Source organism: Streptomyces sp. NPDC057939 (assembly GCF_042887545.1).
GTDB lineage: Bacteria > Actinomycetota > Actinomycetes > Streptomycetales > Streptomycetaceae > Streptomyces.
The window spans coordinates 1-15,985 of record NZ_JBHVPG010000095.1 but is presented as its reverse complement, the minus strand read 5'-3'; the positions used below and the strand labels follow the sequence as shown (position 1 = coordinate 15,985).

Here is a 15,985-nt window from a genome sequence, read left to right as displayed (position 1 = left end):
ACGGTGTCCGGACCTTGGAGGCCGCCGGGGTGAGCACGTACCTCGAACTCGGGCCCGACGGGATCCTCTCCGCCCTCGCCCAGGACTGCCTCACCGACACCGCGGACGCCGCCTTCGTGCCCGTCCTGCGCGCCGGCCGCCCCGGCGGCGAAACCGGGACCGTCACCGCCGCCCTCACCCACGCCCACACCCGCGGTGTCGCCCTCGACTGGCGGGCCTACTTCGCCGCCACCGGGAACCACGCCCGGCGCGTCGACCTGCCCACCTACCCCTTCCAGTCCCGGCGCCACTGGCCCGAGCCCGCCGCGCCCGCCGCGCCCGCCAGCGCGGCGGCGCAGGCCGGGTCCGCCGACGGGAACGGGGCCGACACCCGGTTCTGGGACGTCATCGAGCGGGCCGACCTGACCGCGCTCGCCGACGAGTTCGACGTCGACGGCGACAGGCCGTTCAGCGCCGTACTGCCCGCCCTCTCCGCCTGGCGGCGGGACCGGCAGGCACAGGCGGAGGCCGACTCGCTCCTGTACCGCGTCACCTGGCAGCCGTCGACCGGTCAGGGCCGGGACAAGGGCACGCCGGCCGCCGGCACGTGGCTCGTCGCCGTGGCCGCGCCGCAGGCGACGGACCCGTGGGTCCGCACCCTGACCGACCGCCTGAACGGTGCCGGAGCCACGATCCTGCCGCTCCCGCTCGACATCGCCCACGGCGACCCCGCGGTACTGCGCACCCACCTCGACGAGCGGCTCCGTGAGGCCGCGGCGGACCTCGCCGCCGGACCGGTCACCGGAGTCCTGTCGCTCCTGGCACTCGACGAACGGCCGCACCCCGAACACCCCGCAGTGCCCGTCGGGCTCGCCCTCACCGCCGCCCTGGCCTCCGTACTCACCTCGGAGGAGTTCACCTCCGCCCCGGAGGCACGGGACAGCGGCTGCGCCGACGCACCCCTGTGGTGCGTCACCCGCGACGCCGTCGCAGCCGTCCCCGGCGACACCCTCGGCGGCGCCACCCAGGCGCAGGTCTGGGGCCTGGGCCGGGTGTTCGCGCTGGAGCACCCCGACCGCTGGGGCGGACTCCTCGACCTTCCCGAGGTCTGCGACGAACGCGTACTGACCCGCCTGCCCGCCACCCTCACCGCCGCCGGCGACGAGGACCAGCTCGCCCTGCGCGCGGCCGGCCCGTTCGTACGACGCCTCGCACGCGCCACCGTCCCGGCGGACGCGACCGGCGCCCGCTGGACCCCGGACGGCAACGTACTCATCACGGGCGGCACGGGCGCCCTCGGCCGCCACGTGGCCCGACGCCTCGCCGAACGCGGCGCGCGACACCTCGTGCTCGTCAGCCGGGCCGGCGCCGACGCACCCGGCGCCGGCGAGGTCCGCTCGGAACTCGAAGGGCTCGGCGCGGCCGTCACCCTGGCCGCCTGCGACGTCACCGACCGGGAGGCCCTGAGGACACTCGTCGCCGGCCTGGCGGCCGACGGGACTCCCGTACGCGCCGTCGTGCACGCGGCCGGCATCTCCCAGCCGCCCGGCACCGGCACCGACCTGCCCGGCTTCGCCCGGATCGTCACCGCCAAGACCGCTGGCGCCGTCCACCTGGACGCCCTGTTCGACGCGCCGGACTCCCTCGACGCGTTCGTCCTCTTCTCGTCCATCGCCGGTACGTGGGGCAGCGGCGGACAGTCGGCGTACGCCGCCGCCAACACCTTCCTCGACGCGCTCGCCGAGCGCCGCGCCGCCCGCGGGCTCGCCGCCACGGCGGTCGCCTGGGGACCGTGGGCGGAGGGCGGCATGGCCGCCGAGGGAGACGCCGAGGAACAGCTCACCCGGCGCGGGCTGCCGCCCGTCGCCCCCGCCACCAACCTGACGGCCCTGGAACGCGCCCTGACCGGCCGGGAGGCGACCATCACCGTCGCCGACGTCGACTGGTCACGGTTCGCCCCGGTGTTCGCCGCGGCGCGCCCCCGCCCCCTCATCGGCGACCTGCCCGAGGTGCGCGACGCACTGCGCGGCGACGCACCCGCCGGCGCGGCCACCGACTCCGGCACCACGCCGGCCGACTCTGCCGCGGCCGTACTGCGAAAGCTCACCGACCTGTCCGGCGACGACCGGGACGCGGCCCTCCTCGACCTCGTGCGCGAGCACGCGGCCGCGGCACTCGGCCACCCCTCCGCGGACGCCGTCGCACCGGACAGGGCCTTCAAGGACCTGGGCTTCGACTCGCTCACCGCGGTCGAACTGCGCAACCGCCTGGGCGCCGCCTGCGGCCTGCGACTGCCCTCCAGCCTGGTCTTCGACTATCCCAACCCGCAGGCCCTCACCCGCCACCTGCTGCACACCCTCTTCCCCGGGGGCACCGGCGCCACCGGCGTCCCGTCCGTCACGGACCTGGACAGCGACCCACAGGACGCGGAACTGCGCCGTACCCTGGCCGGCATCCCCATCGGCCGGATCCGCGAAGCGGGACTCCTGGACACCCTCCTCAGGCTCGCCGCCCCCGACACCACGGCCTCCGGCCCGGGTCCGGAGGCCGCCGACGCCGCAGGGTCCATCGACACGATGGACCTCCAGGACCTCCTCGACCTCGCCCTCGACGGTGGAGGGCCCGACGACGACGGCCCCACCGGCGACACCACCAGCAACAGCAACTTCTGACCTGCCCGAAGTGCGGAGTAACTGATGACCACCCCGAACGAAAAAGTCGTTGAAGCGCTGCGGGCCTCCCTCAAGGAAACCGAGCGGCTGCGCCGCCGGAACCAGGAGCTCACCGACGCCTCCCGCGAACCCATCGCGATCGTCGGCATGAGCTGCCGCTTCCCCGGCGGGATCGGATCACCCGAGGACCTGTGGAAGCTCGTCGAGAGCGGCGGCGACGCCATCTCCGGGTTCCCCACCGACCGCGGCTGGGACATCGAGTCGCTGTACGACCCCGACCCCGACCACGCCGGCACCACGTACGCCCGCCACGGTGGATTCCTCCACGAGGCACCCGACTTCGACGCCTCCTTCTTCGGGATCTCCCCCCGCGAGGCCCTCGCCATGGACCCGCAGCAGCGCCTGCTGTTGGAAACCTCGTGGGAAGCCTTCGAACGGGCCGGCATAGACCCGGCGACCCTGCGCGGCAGCCGGGCCGGGGTGTTCGTCGGCGCGTCCGCCAACGCCTACGGAGCCGGCTCGGGCGAACTGCCCGACGGCGTCGAGGGGCACCTCCTCACCGGCACCGCCTCCAGCGTGGTCTCCGGCCGCCTCGCCTACGTCTTCGGCCTGGAGGGCCCCGCCGCCACCGTCGACACGGCCTGCTCCTCGTCGTCCGTCGCCCTGCACATGGCCGTCCAGGCACTGCGCCAGGGGGAGTGCTCGCTCGCCCTGGCCGCCGGTGTCACCGTCCTCGCCGGCCCGGAGGTCTTCGTCGAGTTCAGCCGCCAGCGCGGGCTGTCGCCCGACGGCCGCTGCAAGTCCTTCGCCGAGGCCGCCGACGGCACCGGCTGGTCGGAGGGCGTCGGCGTCCTCCTGGTGGAACGCCTCTCCGACGCCCGCCGCAACGGCCACCACGTCCTGGCCGTCGTCCGGGGCTCCGCCGTCAACCAGGACGGCGCCTCCAACGGCCTGACCGCCCCCAACGGCCCCGCGCAGCAGCGCGTCATCCGCCAGGCCCTCGAAAGCGCCCGCCTCACCCCCGGCGACATCGACGCCGTGGAGGCGCACGGCACGGGAACCACCCTGGGCGACCCGATCGAGGCCCAGGCCCTGCTGGCCACCTACGGCCAGGACCGCCCCGCGGACCGACCCCTGTGGCTGGGCTCCCTGAAGTCCAACCTCGGCCACACCCAGAACGTCGCCGGTATCGCCGGTGTCATCAAGATGGTCATGGCGATGCGGCACGGCGTGCTGCCCCGCACCCTCCACGTCGACGAGCCGACCTCGCACGTCGACTGGTCGGCGGGCGCGGTCGCGCTGCTCACCGAGCAGCAGCCCTGGCCGCTGACCGGTCGCCCGTACCGGGTCGGCGTCTCCGCCTTCGGCGTCAGCGGCACCAACGTGCACACGATCATCGAGCAGGCCCCGGAGGCCGACCGGACCCCCGCGGACGGCACCGGAACGCCCGCCCCCGCGACCGCCCCGGTCGTACCGTGGCTGCTCTCCGCGAAGGGCACCGACGCCCTGCGCGCACAGGCCGGACGGCTGCTCGCGCACGCCGCGGAACACCCCGGGGCGAGCCCCGTGGACATCGCCAGGACGCTGGCCGTCGGCCGGACGGCGTTCGAGGACCGCGCGGTGGTGGTCGCCCCCGACCGCGACGGCCTGCTCGCCGGCCTCACGGCACTGGCCGAGGACGGCCCGGCGGCAGGAGTGGTATCGGGCTCCTCGGCCGGCGGGAAGCTCGCCTTCCTGTTCACCGGTCAGGGCAGCCAGCGGCTCGGGACGGGGCGCGAACTGTACGACGCGTTCCCGGTGTTCGCGGCCGCGCTGGACGCGGTGTGTGAGGGCATGGATCTCGAACTGCCGCTGAAGGATGTGCTGTTCGGATCCGAAGCGGAGATTCTGGACCGGACGGAGTACACGCAGCCGGCGTTGTTCGCGGTCGAGGTGGCGTTGTTCCGTCTGCTCGAATCGTGGGGTGTGCGGCCGGACTTCGTGTCGGGGCATTCGATCGGTGAGATCGCTGCCGCGCATGTGGCGGGTGTGTTGTCGCTGGATGACGCGTGCGTGTTGGTTGCGGCGCGTGGTCGCCTGATGCAGGCGCTGCCAGCGGGTGGCGTGATGATCGCGGTTCAGGCGTCGGAGGCGGAGGTTCTGCCGCTGCTGACCGATCGGGTGAGCATTGCGGCGGTCAATGGTCCGCAGTCGGTCGTGATCGCGGGTGACGAGGATGCCGCCGTTGCGGTGGTGGAGTCGCTCGGTGAGCGGAAGAGCAAGCGGCTCACGGTGAGCCACGCGTTCCACTCGCCGCACATGGACGGCATGCTCGACGAGTTCCGCCAGGTGGTGGAGGGACTGGAGTTCTCGACCCCGAGCATTCCGGTCGTGTCGAACCTGACCGGTGCCCTGGTCGCCGACGGCGAGATGGGTACGGCCGAGTTCTGGGTCCGGCACGTCCGCGACGCCGTCCGCTTCCTCGACGGCGTACGCGCCCTGGAGGCCGCCGGGGTGACGACGTACCTCGAACTCGGCCCCGACGGAATTCTCTCCGCCCTCGCCCAGGACTGCCTGACCCCGGGATCCGCCGACCAGGGCCCGGCCTTCGCACCCGTCCTGCGCAAGGGCCGCCCCGAGGCCGAGGCACTGGTGACCGCCCTCGCACGGGCCCACGTCCACGGCGTCCGGGTCGACTGGCAGGCCTTCTTCTCCGGCACCGGTGCCGGACGCGTCGACGACCTGCCCACCTACGCCTTCCAACGGCAGCGCTACTGGATCGAGCCCGGAAGCCCGATCGGTGACCTCGGCGCGGCCGGACTGGACGGTGCCGCGCACCCGCTGCTCGGCGCCACGGTCGCCCTCGCCGACTCCGGGGGCCTCGTCTTCACGGCGATGCTCTCGTCGACCACCCACCCCTGGCTCGTCGACCACGCCGTGATGGGTAGCGTCCTGCTCCCGGGCACCGCGTTCGTCGACCTGGCGATCTGGGCCGGCGACCAGATCGGTTGCGGAACCGTCGAGGAACTCACCCTCGAAGCACCGCTCGTCCTGCCCGAACGCGGCGGCGTACAGCTCCAGATGCACGTGAGCGCGCCCGACGCCGACGGAAGCGGCCGCCGCTCCCTCAGCCTCTCCTCCCGCGCGAAGGACAGCGCACCCGACGAGCCCTGGACGCGGCACGCCGGCGGCGTACTGGCCCCCGCACCCCTCGCCGCGGCCCCGACGCCGTTCGCGGCCGGACCGTGGCCCCCCGCGGGTGCCGAGCCCCTTCCCACGGAGAGCCTCTACGCGGACCTCGCCGAGGTCGGCATGGGCTACGGCCCGGTGTTCCGCGGCCTCACCGCCGCCTGGCGACAGGGCGACAGCGTCTACGCCGAGGTCGCCCTGCCCGAGGAAACCGCCGGCGCGGCCGGGGACTTCGGCCTGCACCCCGCCCTCCTCGACGCCGCGCTCCACACGTTCGGGCTCGGAGTCCTCGGCGGTACCGAGGGCGAGGGTCGCCTCCCGTTCGCCTGGAGCGGCGTCACCCTCCACGCGGGCGGCGCCGACGCGCTGCGCGTGCGCCTCACCCCGACGGGGAAGGGCGGCGGCATCCGCCTGGAGATCGCGGACTCGACGGGCGCGCCCGTCGCGACCGTCGACTCGCTCGTTCTGCGGGCCGTGTCGGCCGAGCAGGTCCAGGCGGCGGCCACCGCCCACCACGAGTCCGTGTTCCGCACGGAGTGGACGCGGCTGCCCGCTGCCTCCGCACCCGCCCCGACGGGCGTCCGTTGGGCGGTCCTGGGTGCCACGGTCCCCACCGCCCTCCTCGGCGCCGGCGCGGCCGCCGCCACGATCACCGTCCACGCGGACCTGTCCGAGCTGGCGGCGGCCGTCGACGCCGGAGCACCCGTCCCCGACATGGTGTTCACCGCCTACGGACAGGCGGCCTCCCAAGGCCCGGACACCATCGGCGCCGACACCGATGGCGCACGCGCCGAGGGCCGCCACGCCGACGGCCCGCACGCCACCGCGCCGGAGGTCTCCGCCGAGGCCGTGCACCGGGCCACGCACCACGCCCTCGCGCTGGCCCAAACCTGGCTCGACGCCGAGCCCTTCGCCGGCGACCGCTTCGCCGGCACCCGCCTCGTCGTCCTCACCAGCGGCACCGTCGCGGCAGGCGACAGCGACGGCGACGGTGGCGGCGACGCCGGAACCGGCACGGTCACCGACCCCGTCCACGCGGCCGTTCGCGGCCTGCTGTCCTCCGCGCAGGCCGAACACCCCGACCGGATCCTGCTCCTCGACACCGACGGCACCGAGGACTCGGCCCACGCCCTGTCCGCCGCCCTCGCCACCGCCGTCACCGCGGGCGAGCCGCAGCTCGCCCTGCGCGCCGGCACCGTCCACGTACCCCGCTTCACCCGGGTGGCCCGCGACACCCCTCAGGCCGACGCGGAACAGCCCGCCACGGAGGGCGTCGCGTACGCGCCGGAGTCGACCGTACTGATCACCGGCGCCGGCGGACTCCTCGGCGGACTGATCGCCCGCCGACTCGTCGTCGAGCACGACGTACGGCACCTGCTGCTCGTCGGCCGCCGCGGCGGATCCACCCCCGAGGCGCAGCAGCTCACGACCGAACTCACCACCGCAGGAGCGTCGGTGACCTGGGCGGCCTGCGACGTCGCCGACCGGGACGCCCTCGCCGCCGTACTGGAGGCGATACCCGCCGCGCATCCGCTCGGCGCGGTCGTCCACACCGCCGGCGTCCTCGACGACGGCATCGTCACCTCCCTCACCCCCGAACGCCTGTCGGCCGTACTGCGCCCCAAGGCCGACGCGGCCTGCAACCTCCACGAACTGACCCGCGACCTCGACCTGTCCGCCTTCCTGCTGTTCTCGTCCATCGGCGGCATCCTCGGCGGCGCCGGCCAGGGCAACTACGCCGCCGCGAACGTCTTCCTCGATGCGCTCGCCCAGCACCGCCGCTCCCTCGGACTGCCCGCCACCTCCCTCGCCTGGTCCCTGTGGGCCGACGGGTCCGGCATGGCCGGCAGCCTGACCGACGCCGACGTCGCCCGCATGACCCGCGGCGGACTGCCCCCGCTCACCACGGGGGAGGGCCTCGACCTCTTCGACCTCGCCCACCGCATCGACGAACCCGTACCGGTCCTCATGCGCGTCGACCTCCCGGGCCTGCGCACCCAGGCCCGCGCGGGCGCCCTGTCCCCGCTGCTGCGCGGCCTCGTCCGGGTCCCCGTACGCCGCTCCGCCGGCGGCAGGGCCGCCGCGGGCGCCTCCGGTCTGCGGGCGAGCCTGGCCGGCCTGCCGGCCGCCGAGCAGGACCGTACGCTCCTCGACCTCGTACGCAAGCAGGTCGCCGCGGCGCTGGGCTACCCGGGCGCCGCCTCCGTCGAACCGGGCCGGTCGTTCAAGGAGCTCGGCTTCGACTCGCTCACCGCCGTCGAGCTGCGCAACCTCCTCGGCGAGGCCACCGGCCGCCGCCTGCCCGCCACCCTCGTCTTCGACTACCCGACGGCCACCGCCCTCGCCCAGTACCTCCGCCAGGAGATCGTCGGCGACCTCGCGGACGACGCAGGCGCCGGCCCGACCGGCTCCACGACTCGCAGGACCGCCGCCGGCGCCGCCGAGGACGACGACCCGATCGCCGTCGTCGCCATGAACTGCCGCTTCCCCGGCGACATCCGGTCTCCCGAGGACCTGTGGCGCATGCTCGCCGAGGGCCGCGACGGCATCACGGCCTTCCCCGCCGACCGCGGCTGGGACCTCGACACCCTCTACAGCGACGACCCCGACCGCGAAGGCACCAGCTACGTCCGCGAGGGCGGATTCCTCCACGAGGCGGCCGCCTTCGACGCCGCCTTCTTCGGGATCTCCCCGCGCGAGGCCCTCGCCATGGACCCGCAGCAGCGCCTGCTGCTGGAAACCACCTGGGAGACGTTCGAGCGCGCCGGCATCGACCCGACCACACTGCGCGGCAGCCGCACCGGCGTGTTCATCGGCTCCAACGCCCAGGACTACCTCCAGCTGTGGCTGAACGACGGCGACGGCCTAGAAGGACACCTCGGCACCGGCAACGCGGCCAGCGTCGTATCCGGCCGCATCTCCTACACGTTCGGCCTGGAGGGCCCGGCCGTCACCGTCGACACGGCCTGCTCCTCGTCACTCGTCACCCTGCACCTGGCCGCTCAGGCCCTGCGCAGCGGCGAATGCGCGATGGCACTCGCGGGCGCCGTGACCATCATGTCCACGCCCGGCGCGTTCACCGAGTTCAGCCGCCAGCGCGGCCTCGCGGAGAACGGCCGCATCAAGGCGTTCGCCGCGGCCGCCGACGGCACCATCTGGTCCGAGGGCGTAGGCCTGCTCCTCCTGGAGCGGCTCTCCGACGCCCGCCGCAACGGCCACCCCGTCCTGGCCGTCGTTCGTGGCACCGCCGTCAACCAGGACGGCGCCTCCAACGGGCTCACCGCCCCCAACGGCCCGTCCCAGCAGCGCGTCATCCGCGAAGCCCTCGCCGACGCCGGCCTGACCACCACCGACATCGACGCCGTCGAGGCCCACGGCACCGGAACCCGGCTCGGCGACCCCATCGAAGCCCAGGCCCTCCTCGCCACCTACGGCCAGGACCGGCCCGCCGACCGACCGCTGCTCCTCGGCTCCGTGAAGTCGAACATCGGCCACACCCAGGCCGTCGCCGGCGCCGCCGGTGTCATCAAGATGGTCATGGCGATGCAGCACGGCGTGCTGCCCCGGACCCTCCACATCGACGAGCCGACCCCCTACGTCGACTGGACGGCCGGTGACATCGAGCTGCTGACCGAGCAGCGCGCATGGCCGGAGACCGGCCGCCCGCGCCGGGCCGGCATCTCCTCGTTCGGATACAGCGGCACCAACGCCCACGCCGTCATCGAGCAGGCCCCGGAACACGCCGACGACTCCGCGCGGGCGACAACACCGACCGCACCCGGCCTCCCGGTGCTGCCGTGGCTCGTCTCCGGCCGCACCGAGGCCGCCCTGCGCGCCCAGGCGGAGCGCCTGCGCCCGGCCGCGGCCGACGCGGTGGCCGCCACGGGAGCCCGCGGCGCACTCGACCTCGGCCACACCCTCGCCACGCACCGCGCCGCCCTGGAGCACCGCGCGGTCGTACTCGCCCCGCCGTCGGACGGCGACGCCCTCCTCGGCCGCCTGACCGCCCTGGCCGCCGGGGAACCGGTACCGGGCCTCGTACAGGGCGTGGCGTCGAGCGGCGGACTCGCCTTCCTGTTCACCGGGCAGGGCAGTCAGCGGTTGGGGATGGGGCGTGAGCTGTACGACGCGTTCCCGGTGTTCGCCGAAGCCCTGGATGCGGTATGTGCCCGCCTCGATCTGGAACTGCCGCTGAAGGGTGTGCTGTTCGGATCCGAAGCGGAAATTCTGGACCGGACCGAGTTCACGCAGCCGGCGTTGTTCGCGGTCGAGGTGGCGTTGTTCCGGCTCCTCGAATCGTGGGGTGTGCGGCCGGACTTCGTGTCGGGGCATTCGATCGGTGAGATCGCTGCCGCGCATGTGGCGGGTGTGTTGTCGCTGGATGACGCGTGCGTGTTGGTTGCGGCGCGTGGTCGGTTGATGCAGGCGCTGCCGGCGGGTGGTGTGATGATCGCGGTTCAGGCGTCGGAGGTGGAGGTTCTGCCGCTGCTGACCGATCGGGTGAGCATCGCGGCGGTCAATGGTCCGCAGTCGGTGGTGATCGCGGGTGACGAGGATGCCGCTCTGGCGGTGGTGGAGTCGCTCGGTGAGCGGAAGAGTAAGCGGCTCACGGTGAGCCACGCGTTCCACTCGCCGCACATGGACGGCATGCTCGACGAGTTCCGCCAGGTGGTGGAGGGTCTGGAGTTCTCGACCCCGAGCATTCCGGTCGTGTCCAACCTGACCGGTGCCCTGGTCGCGGACGGCGAGATGGGGTCGGCGGACTTCTGGGTCCGTCACGTCCGCGAAGCCGTGCGGTTCCTCGACGGCGTACGCGCCCTGGAAGCGGCAGGTGCGACGACGTTCGTGGAGCTGGGTCCGGACGGTGTGCTGTCCGCCCTCGCCCAGGACTGCCTGACCGGCGACGCGAACACCGTCTTCGTCCCCGTGCTGCGTGCGGACCGGGGAGAGGCGGAGACGCTCGTCACCGCCGTCGCCCAGGCACACGTCCGGGGTGTGGAGGTCGACTGGACCTCCTACTTCGCCGGGGCGGGCGCCCGGCGCATGGAGCTGCCGACGTACGCCTTCCAGCGGCAGCGCTTCTGGCCCGAGACGATTCTCTGGAACGGCACCGTCGCCTCCGCGTCGGCCGTCGACGCGGTGGACGCCCGGTTCTGGGACGCGGTGGAGCGCGGCGACCTCACGTCGCTGGCATCCGAACTGGACATGGCGGGCGACGCGCGCATCAGCGACCTCGTCCCCGCCCTGTCGGCCTGGCGCCGACAGGGGCAGGAGCAGTCGACGGTCGACGGCTGGCGCTACCGGGTGACGTGGAAGCCGCTGACGGATGCCGGCACCGGTGTGCGGCTGTCGGGTACCTGGCTGGTCGTGGTTCCCGCCGCCGGGGCCGATGACGAGGCCGTGGCGGACGCGCTCGTCGGGCGCGGCGCCGAGGTGCGTCGGGTCGTGGTCGAGCCCGGTACCGGGCGCGTTCAGCTGGCCGATCTGCTGTCGGACATAGGGTCCGTCGCGGGTGTCGTGTCGCTGCTCGCCCTGGACGGGGCCGCGGATGTGGTGGATACCGCCGTTCTGGTGCAGGCGCTCGGTGATGCCGGGGTGGGAGCGCCGTTGTGGTGCTTGACCCGGGGTGCGGTGAGCGTCGGTCGCTCCGATGTCCTGACCTCGCCCGTTCAGGCGCAGGTGTGGGGTCTGGGCCGGGTTGCGGCGCTTGAGGTTCCCGAGCGCTGGGGTGGTCTGGTCGACGTTCCCGAGGTGTGGGACGAGCGGGCGATGGGCCGGTTGGTGGGTGTCCTTGCCGCTGGTGCGGGCGAGGACCAGGTCGCGGTCCGTTCCTCCGGTGTCTTCGGGCGTCGTCTGGTCCGCGCCGTGGCCGGGATCACCGGCTCCTGGACCCCGTCCGGGACGGTCCTGGTCACCGGTGGTACGGGTGCTCTGGGTGGTCGGGTGGCTCGTTGGCTGGCCGGGGCGGGTGCCGGGCGTCTGGTGCTGACCAGCCGGCGGGGTGCGGATGCCCCCGGCGCGGCTGAGCTGGCCTCGGAGTTGTCGGGCATGGGTGTGGAGGTGTCGGTGGTGGCGTGTGACGCCGCCGACCGGGACGCCCTGCGTACTCTCCTGGCCGCCGAGGCGGAGACGCTGACGGCTGTCGTGCACACCGCCGGGATTCTGGACGATGGCGTTCTTGACGCGTTGACGCCGGAGCGGTTCGAGAGCGTGCTGCGGGCCAAGGCCACCTCCGCGCTCAACCTGCACGAGTTGACGGTCGAGTTCGGTATCGAGCTGTCCGCGTTCGTGTTGTTCTCCTCGATGAGTGGGACCATCGGTGCTGCCGGGCAGGGTAATTACGCTGCCGCGAACGCGTACTTGGACGCCCTGGCCGAGCAGCGTCGTGCGGCGGGTCTGGCCGCGACGTCGATTGCGTGGGGTCCGTGGGCCGACGGTGGCATGGCCGCCGACGAGGCCCTTGAGGCCCGGATGCGCCGTGGCGGCGTACCGCCCATGAACGCCGACCTCGCGATCACCGCACTCCGCCAGGCCGTCGGCGCGGGCGAGGCGGCGCTGACGATCGCCGACTTCGACTGGACGAGGTTCGCGCCCGGGTTCACGGCCGTGCGCGCGGGCAAGCTGCTCGCCGACCTGCCCGAGGCCGAAGCGGTCACCCGTGGTGCGGAGCGGACGGGCGACAGCACCGAACGGGCGGGCTCGACGCTCGCCGAGCAGTTGCGGCGCCTGCCCGCCGGCGACCGGGAGGCCTTCCTCCTCGACCTCGTCCGCGCACAGGTGGCCGATGTCCTCGGACATGCCGGCGCCCAGGACGTCGAGGCGGGACGGGCCTTCCGCGAGATCGGCTTCGACTCGCTCACGGCGGTCGAACTCCGCAACCGGCTCGGCGCCGCCACCGAACTGCGACTGTCGGCCACCCTCGTCTACGACTACCCGACCCCGGCCGCACTCGCCGCACACCTGGGTTCCGAACTCCTCGGAACCCAGGTCGAGACGACCGGCCCCACGGCCAGGGCCGTCGACGACGACCCGATCGCGATCGTCGCCATGAGCTGCCGCTTCCCCGGCGGCGTACGCACCCCGGAAGACCTCTGGCAGCTTCTGGCGTCCGGCACCGACGCGATCTCCGACCTGCCCCTCGACCGCGGCTGGGACCTCGACGCCCTCTACGACGCCGACCCGAGCACGCAGGGCACCTCGTACGCCCGCGAGGGCGGATTCCTCTACGACGTCGCCGACTTCGACGCCGACTTCTTCGGCATCTCGCCGCGCGAGGCCCTCGCCATGGACCCGCAGCAGCGCCTGCTGCTGGAAACCTCGTGGGAGGCGTTCGAGCGCGCCGGCATCGACCCCGAGACGCTGCGCGGCAGCCAGGCCGGTGTGTTCGTCGGGACCAACGGCCAGGACTACCTCTCCGTACTGCTGGAGGAGCCGGAAGGCCTGGAAGGGCATTTGGGGACGGGCAACGCCGCGAGCGTCGTCTCCGGCCGGCTCTCCTACGTGTTCGGCCTCGAAGGCCCGGCGGTCACCGTCGACACGGCCTGCTCCTCGTCGCTGGTCGCGCTCCACTGGGCGATCCAGGCGCTGCGGCAGGGTGAGTGTGACCTGGCCCTGGCGGGCGGTGTCACCGTGATGTCCACGCCCGGCACGTTCATCGAGTTCAGCCGCCAGCGTGGCCTTGCGGCCGACGGCCGGATCAAGGCTTTCGCCGCCGGTGCGGACGGTACGGGTTGGGGTGAGGGTGTCGGCATGCTGCTCGTGGAGCGGTTGTCGGACGCGCGTCGCAACGGGCATCCGGTGTTGGCGGTGGTGCGTGGTTCGGCCGTCAACCAGGACGGTGCGAGCAACGGCCTGACCGCTCCGAACGGTCCTTCGCAGCAGCGCGTGATCCGTGCGGCGCTCGCCGGTGCGGGCCTGTCGGCCGCCGACGTGGACGCCGTCGAGGCGCACGGCACCGGTACGACCCTCGGTGACCCGATCGAGGCGCAGGCGCTGCTGGCCACGTACGGCCAGGACCGGCCCGAGGGCCGGCCGCTGCTGCTCGGCTCGATCAAGTCGAACATCGGCCACACCCAGGCCGCTGCCGGTGTGGCGGGCGTCATCAAGATGGTGATGGCCATGCAGGAAGGTGTGCTCCCGGAAAGCCTCCACATCGACGAACCGTCCCCCCAGGTGGACTGGACGGCGGGCGACATCGAGCTGCTGACCGAGCAGCGGGCATGGCCGGCAACCGGACGTCCGCGCCGGGCCGGCGTCTCCTCGTTCGGCTTCAGCGGCACCAACGCCCACACGATCATCGAGCAGGCGCCGCAGCCGGCACCCGGCACGGACGACGCCGGATCCGTGGATCCGACCACCCAGTCGCCCGCGCTGCCTCTGATGATCTCGGCGAAGAACGTGACGGGACTTCGGTCCCAGGCCGACAACCTGCGGACCCGGCTCCTCGCGGACCCCGAGCTGTCGCTGACCGACGTCGGAAGGACCCTGGCGACAGGCCGGTCGGCGTTCGACGAGCGGGCGGCCGTGGTCGCCACGGACCGCGAAGGCCTGCTGGCCGGCCTCGCGGTTCTGGCGGCCGGAGAATCGGCGGCGGGCGTGGTGACGGGCTCGCCGGTCGGCGGGAAGCTTGCCTTCCTGTTCACCGGGCAGGGCAGTCAGCGGTTGGCGATGGGGCGTGAGCTGTACGACGCGTTCCCGGTGTTCGCCGAAGCCCTGGATGCGGTCTGCGCCCGCCTCGATCTCGAACGTCCCCTGCGGGAGGTCTTGTTCGGGTCGGATGCGGGTCTGTTGGATGAGACGCGGTTCACGCAGCCGGCGTTGTTCGCGGTCGAGGTGGCGTTGTTCCGGCTGTTCGAGTCGTGGGGTGTGAAGCCGGACTTCGTGTCCGGGCATTCCATCGGTGAGATCGCCGCCGCACACGTGGCGGGCGTGCTGTCCCTGGACGACGCGTGCACGCTGGTTGCGGCGCGTGGTCGGTTGATGCAGGCGCTGCCGGCCGGTGGCGTGATGATCGCGGTGCAGGCGTCGGAGGATGAGGTTCTGCCGCTGCTCACGGAGCGTGTGAGCATCGCGGCGGTCAATGGTCCGCAGTCGGTGGTGATCGCGGGTGACGAGGACGCCGCTCTGGCGGTGGTGGAGGCGCTCGGTGAGCGGAAGAGCAAGCGGCTCACGGTGAGCCACGCGTTCCACTCGCCGCACATGGACGGCATGCTGGACGACTTCCGCCGTGTGGTGGAGGGTCTGTCCTTCGCCGCCCCGCGGATTCCGGTCGTGTCGAACCTGACCGGTGCCCTGGTCGCGGACGGCGGGATGGGGTCGGCTGACTTCTGGGTCCGTCACGTCCGTGAAGCAGTCCGCTTCCTCGACGGCATGCGAGCTTTGGAGCGTGCGGGCGTCACGACGTACGTCGAGCTCGGGCCCGACGGCGTCCTGTCCGCCCTCGGACAGGAATGCCTCACCGAACCCGGCGCAGTGTTCGCGCCGGTCATCCGCAAGGGACGATCCGAGTCGGAAACGGTGCTGGCCGCGTTGGCCGGCAGCCACGTCCGTGGGATCACCGTCGACTGGCGGGCGGTCTACGGGACCGGCGCCGTACGCGTCGACCTGCCGACGTACGCCTTCCAGCGCAGCCGGTACTGGCCGGAAGCGGCGCTGGTGCGACGCGGCGGGGCGGGTACGCGTTCGGAGATCGACGGATGGCGCTACCGGGTCTCATGGAAGCCACTCACGGATGCCGGTTCGGGTGGGACCCTGTCCGGGGCCTGGCTGCTGGTCGTTCCGTCCGAGAGCGTGGACGACACGGCCGTGGCGGGTGCGCTGGTCGGGCGCGGGGCCGAGGTCCGGCGCGTGGTGGTGCAGTCCGGTGCCGGTCGGGACGCTCTGGCCGGGCTGTTGTCCGAAGCGGGCCCTGTCGGTGGTGTGGTGTCGTTCCTCGCCCTGGACGAGTCCGCCGGTGTCGTCTCCACGGCGGCTCTGGTGCAGGCGCTCGGTGATGCCGGGGTGGAGGCACCTTTGTGGTGCTTGACCCGTGGTGCGGTGAGCGTCGGTCGCTCCGATGTCCTGACCTCGGCGGTTCAGGCGCAGGTGTGGGGTCTGGGTCGGGTTGCCGCGTTGGAGGCGCCCGAGCGTTGGGGTGGTCTGGTCGATCTTCCCGAGGTGTGGGACGA

General features: G+C 73.2%; 2 protein-coding genes. Both read left to right on the top strand.

Annotated features, from left to right (window positions below; translation table 11 throughout):
• On the top strand, positions 1 to 2,651 hold a 2,651-nt coding region (locus ACFVS6_RS41880), incomplete at its 5' end, for an SDR family NAD(P)-dependent oxidoreductase (RefSeq protein ID WP_389711790.1).
• Between the two features lie 21 nt (positions 2,652 to 2,672).
• A partial coding sequence (locus ACFVS6_RS41875; protein WP_389711791.1) for a type I polyketide synthase occupies positions 2,673 to 15,985 on the top strand: 13,313 nt, incomplete at its 3' end.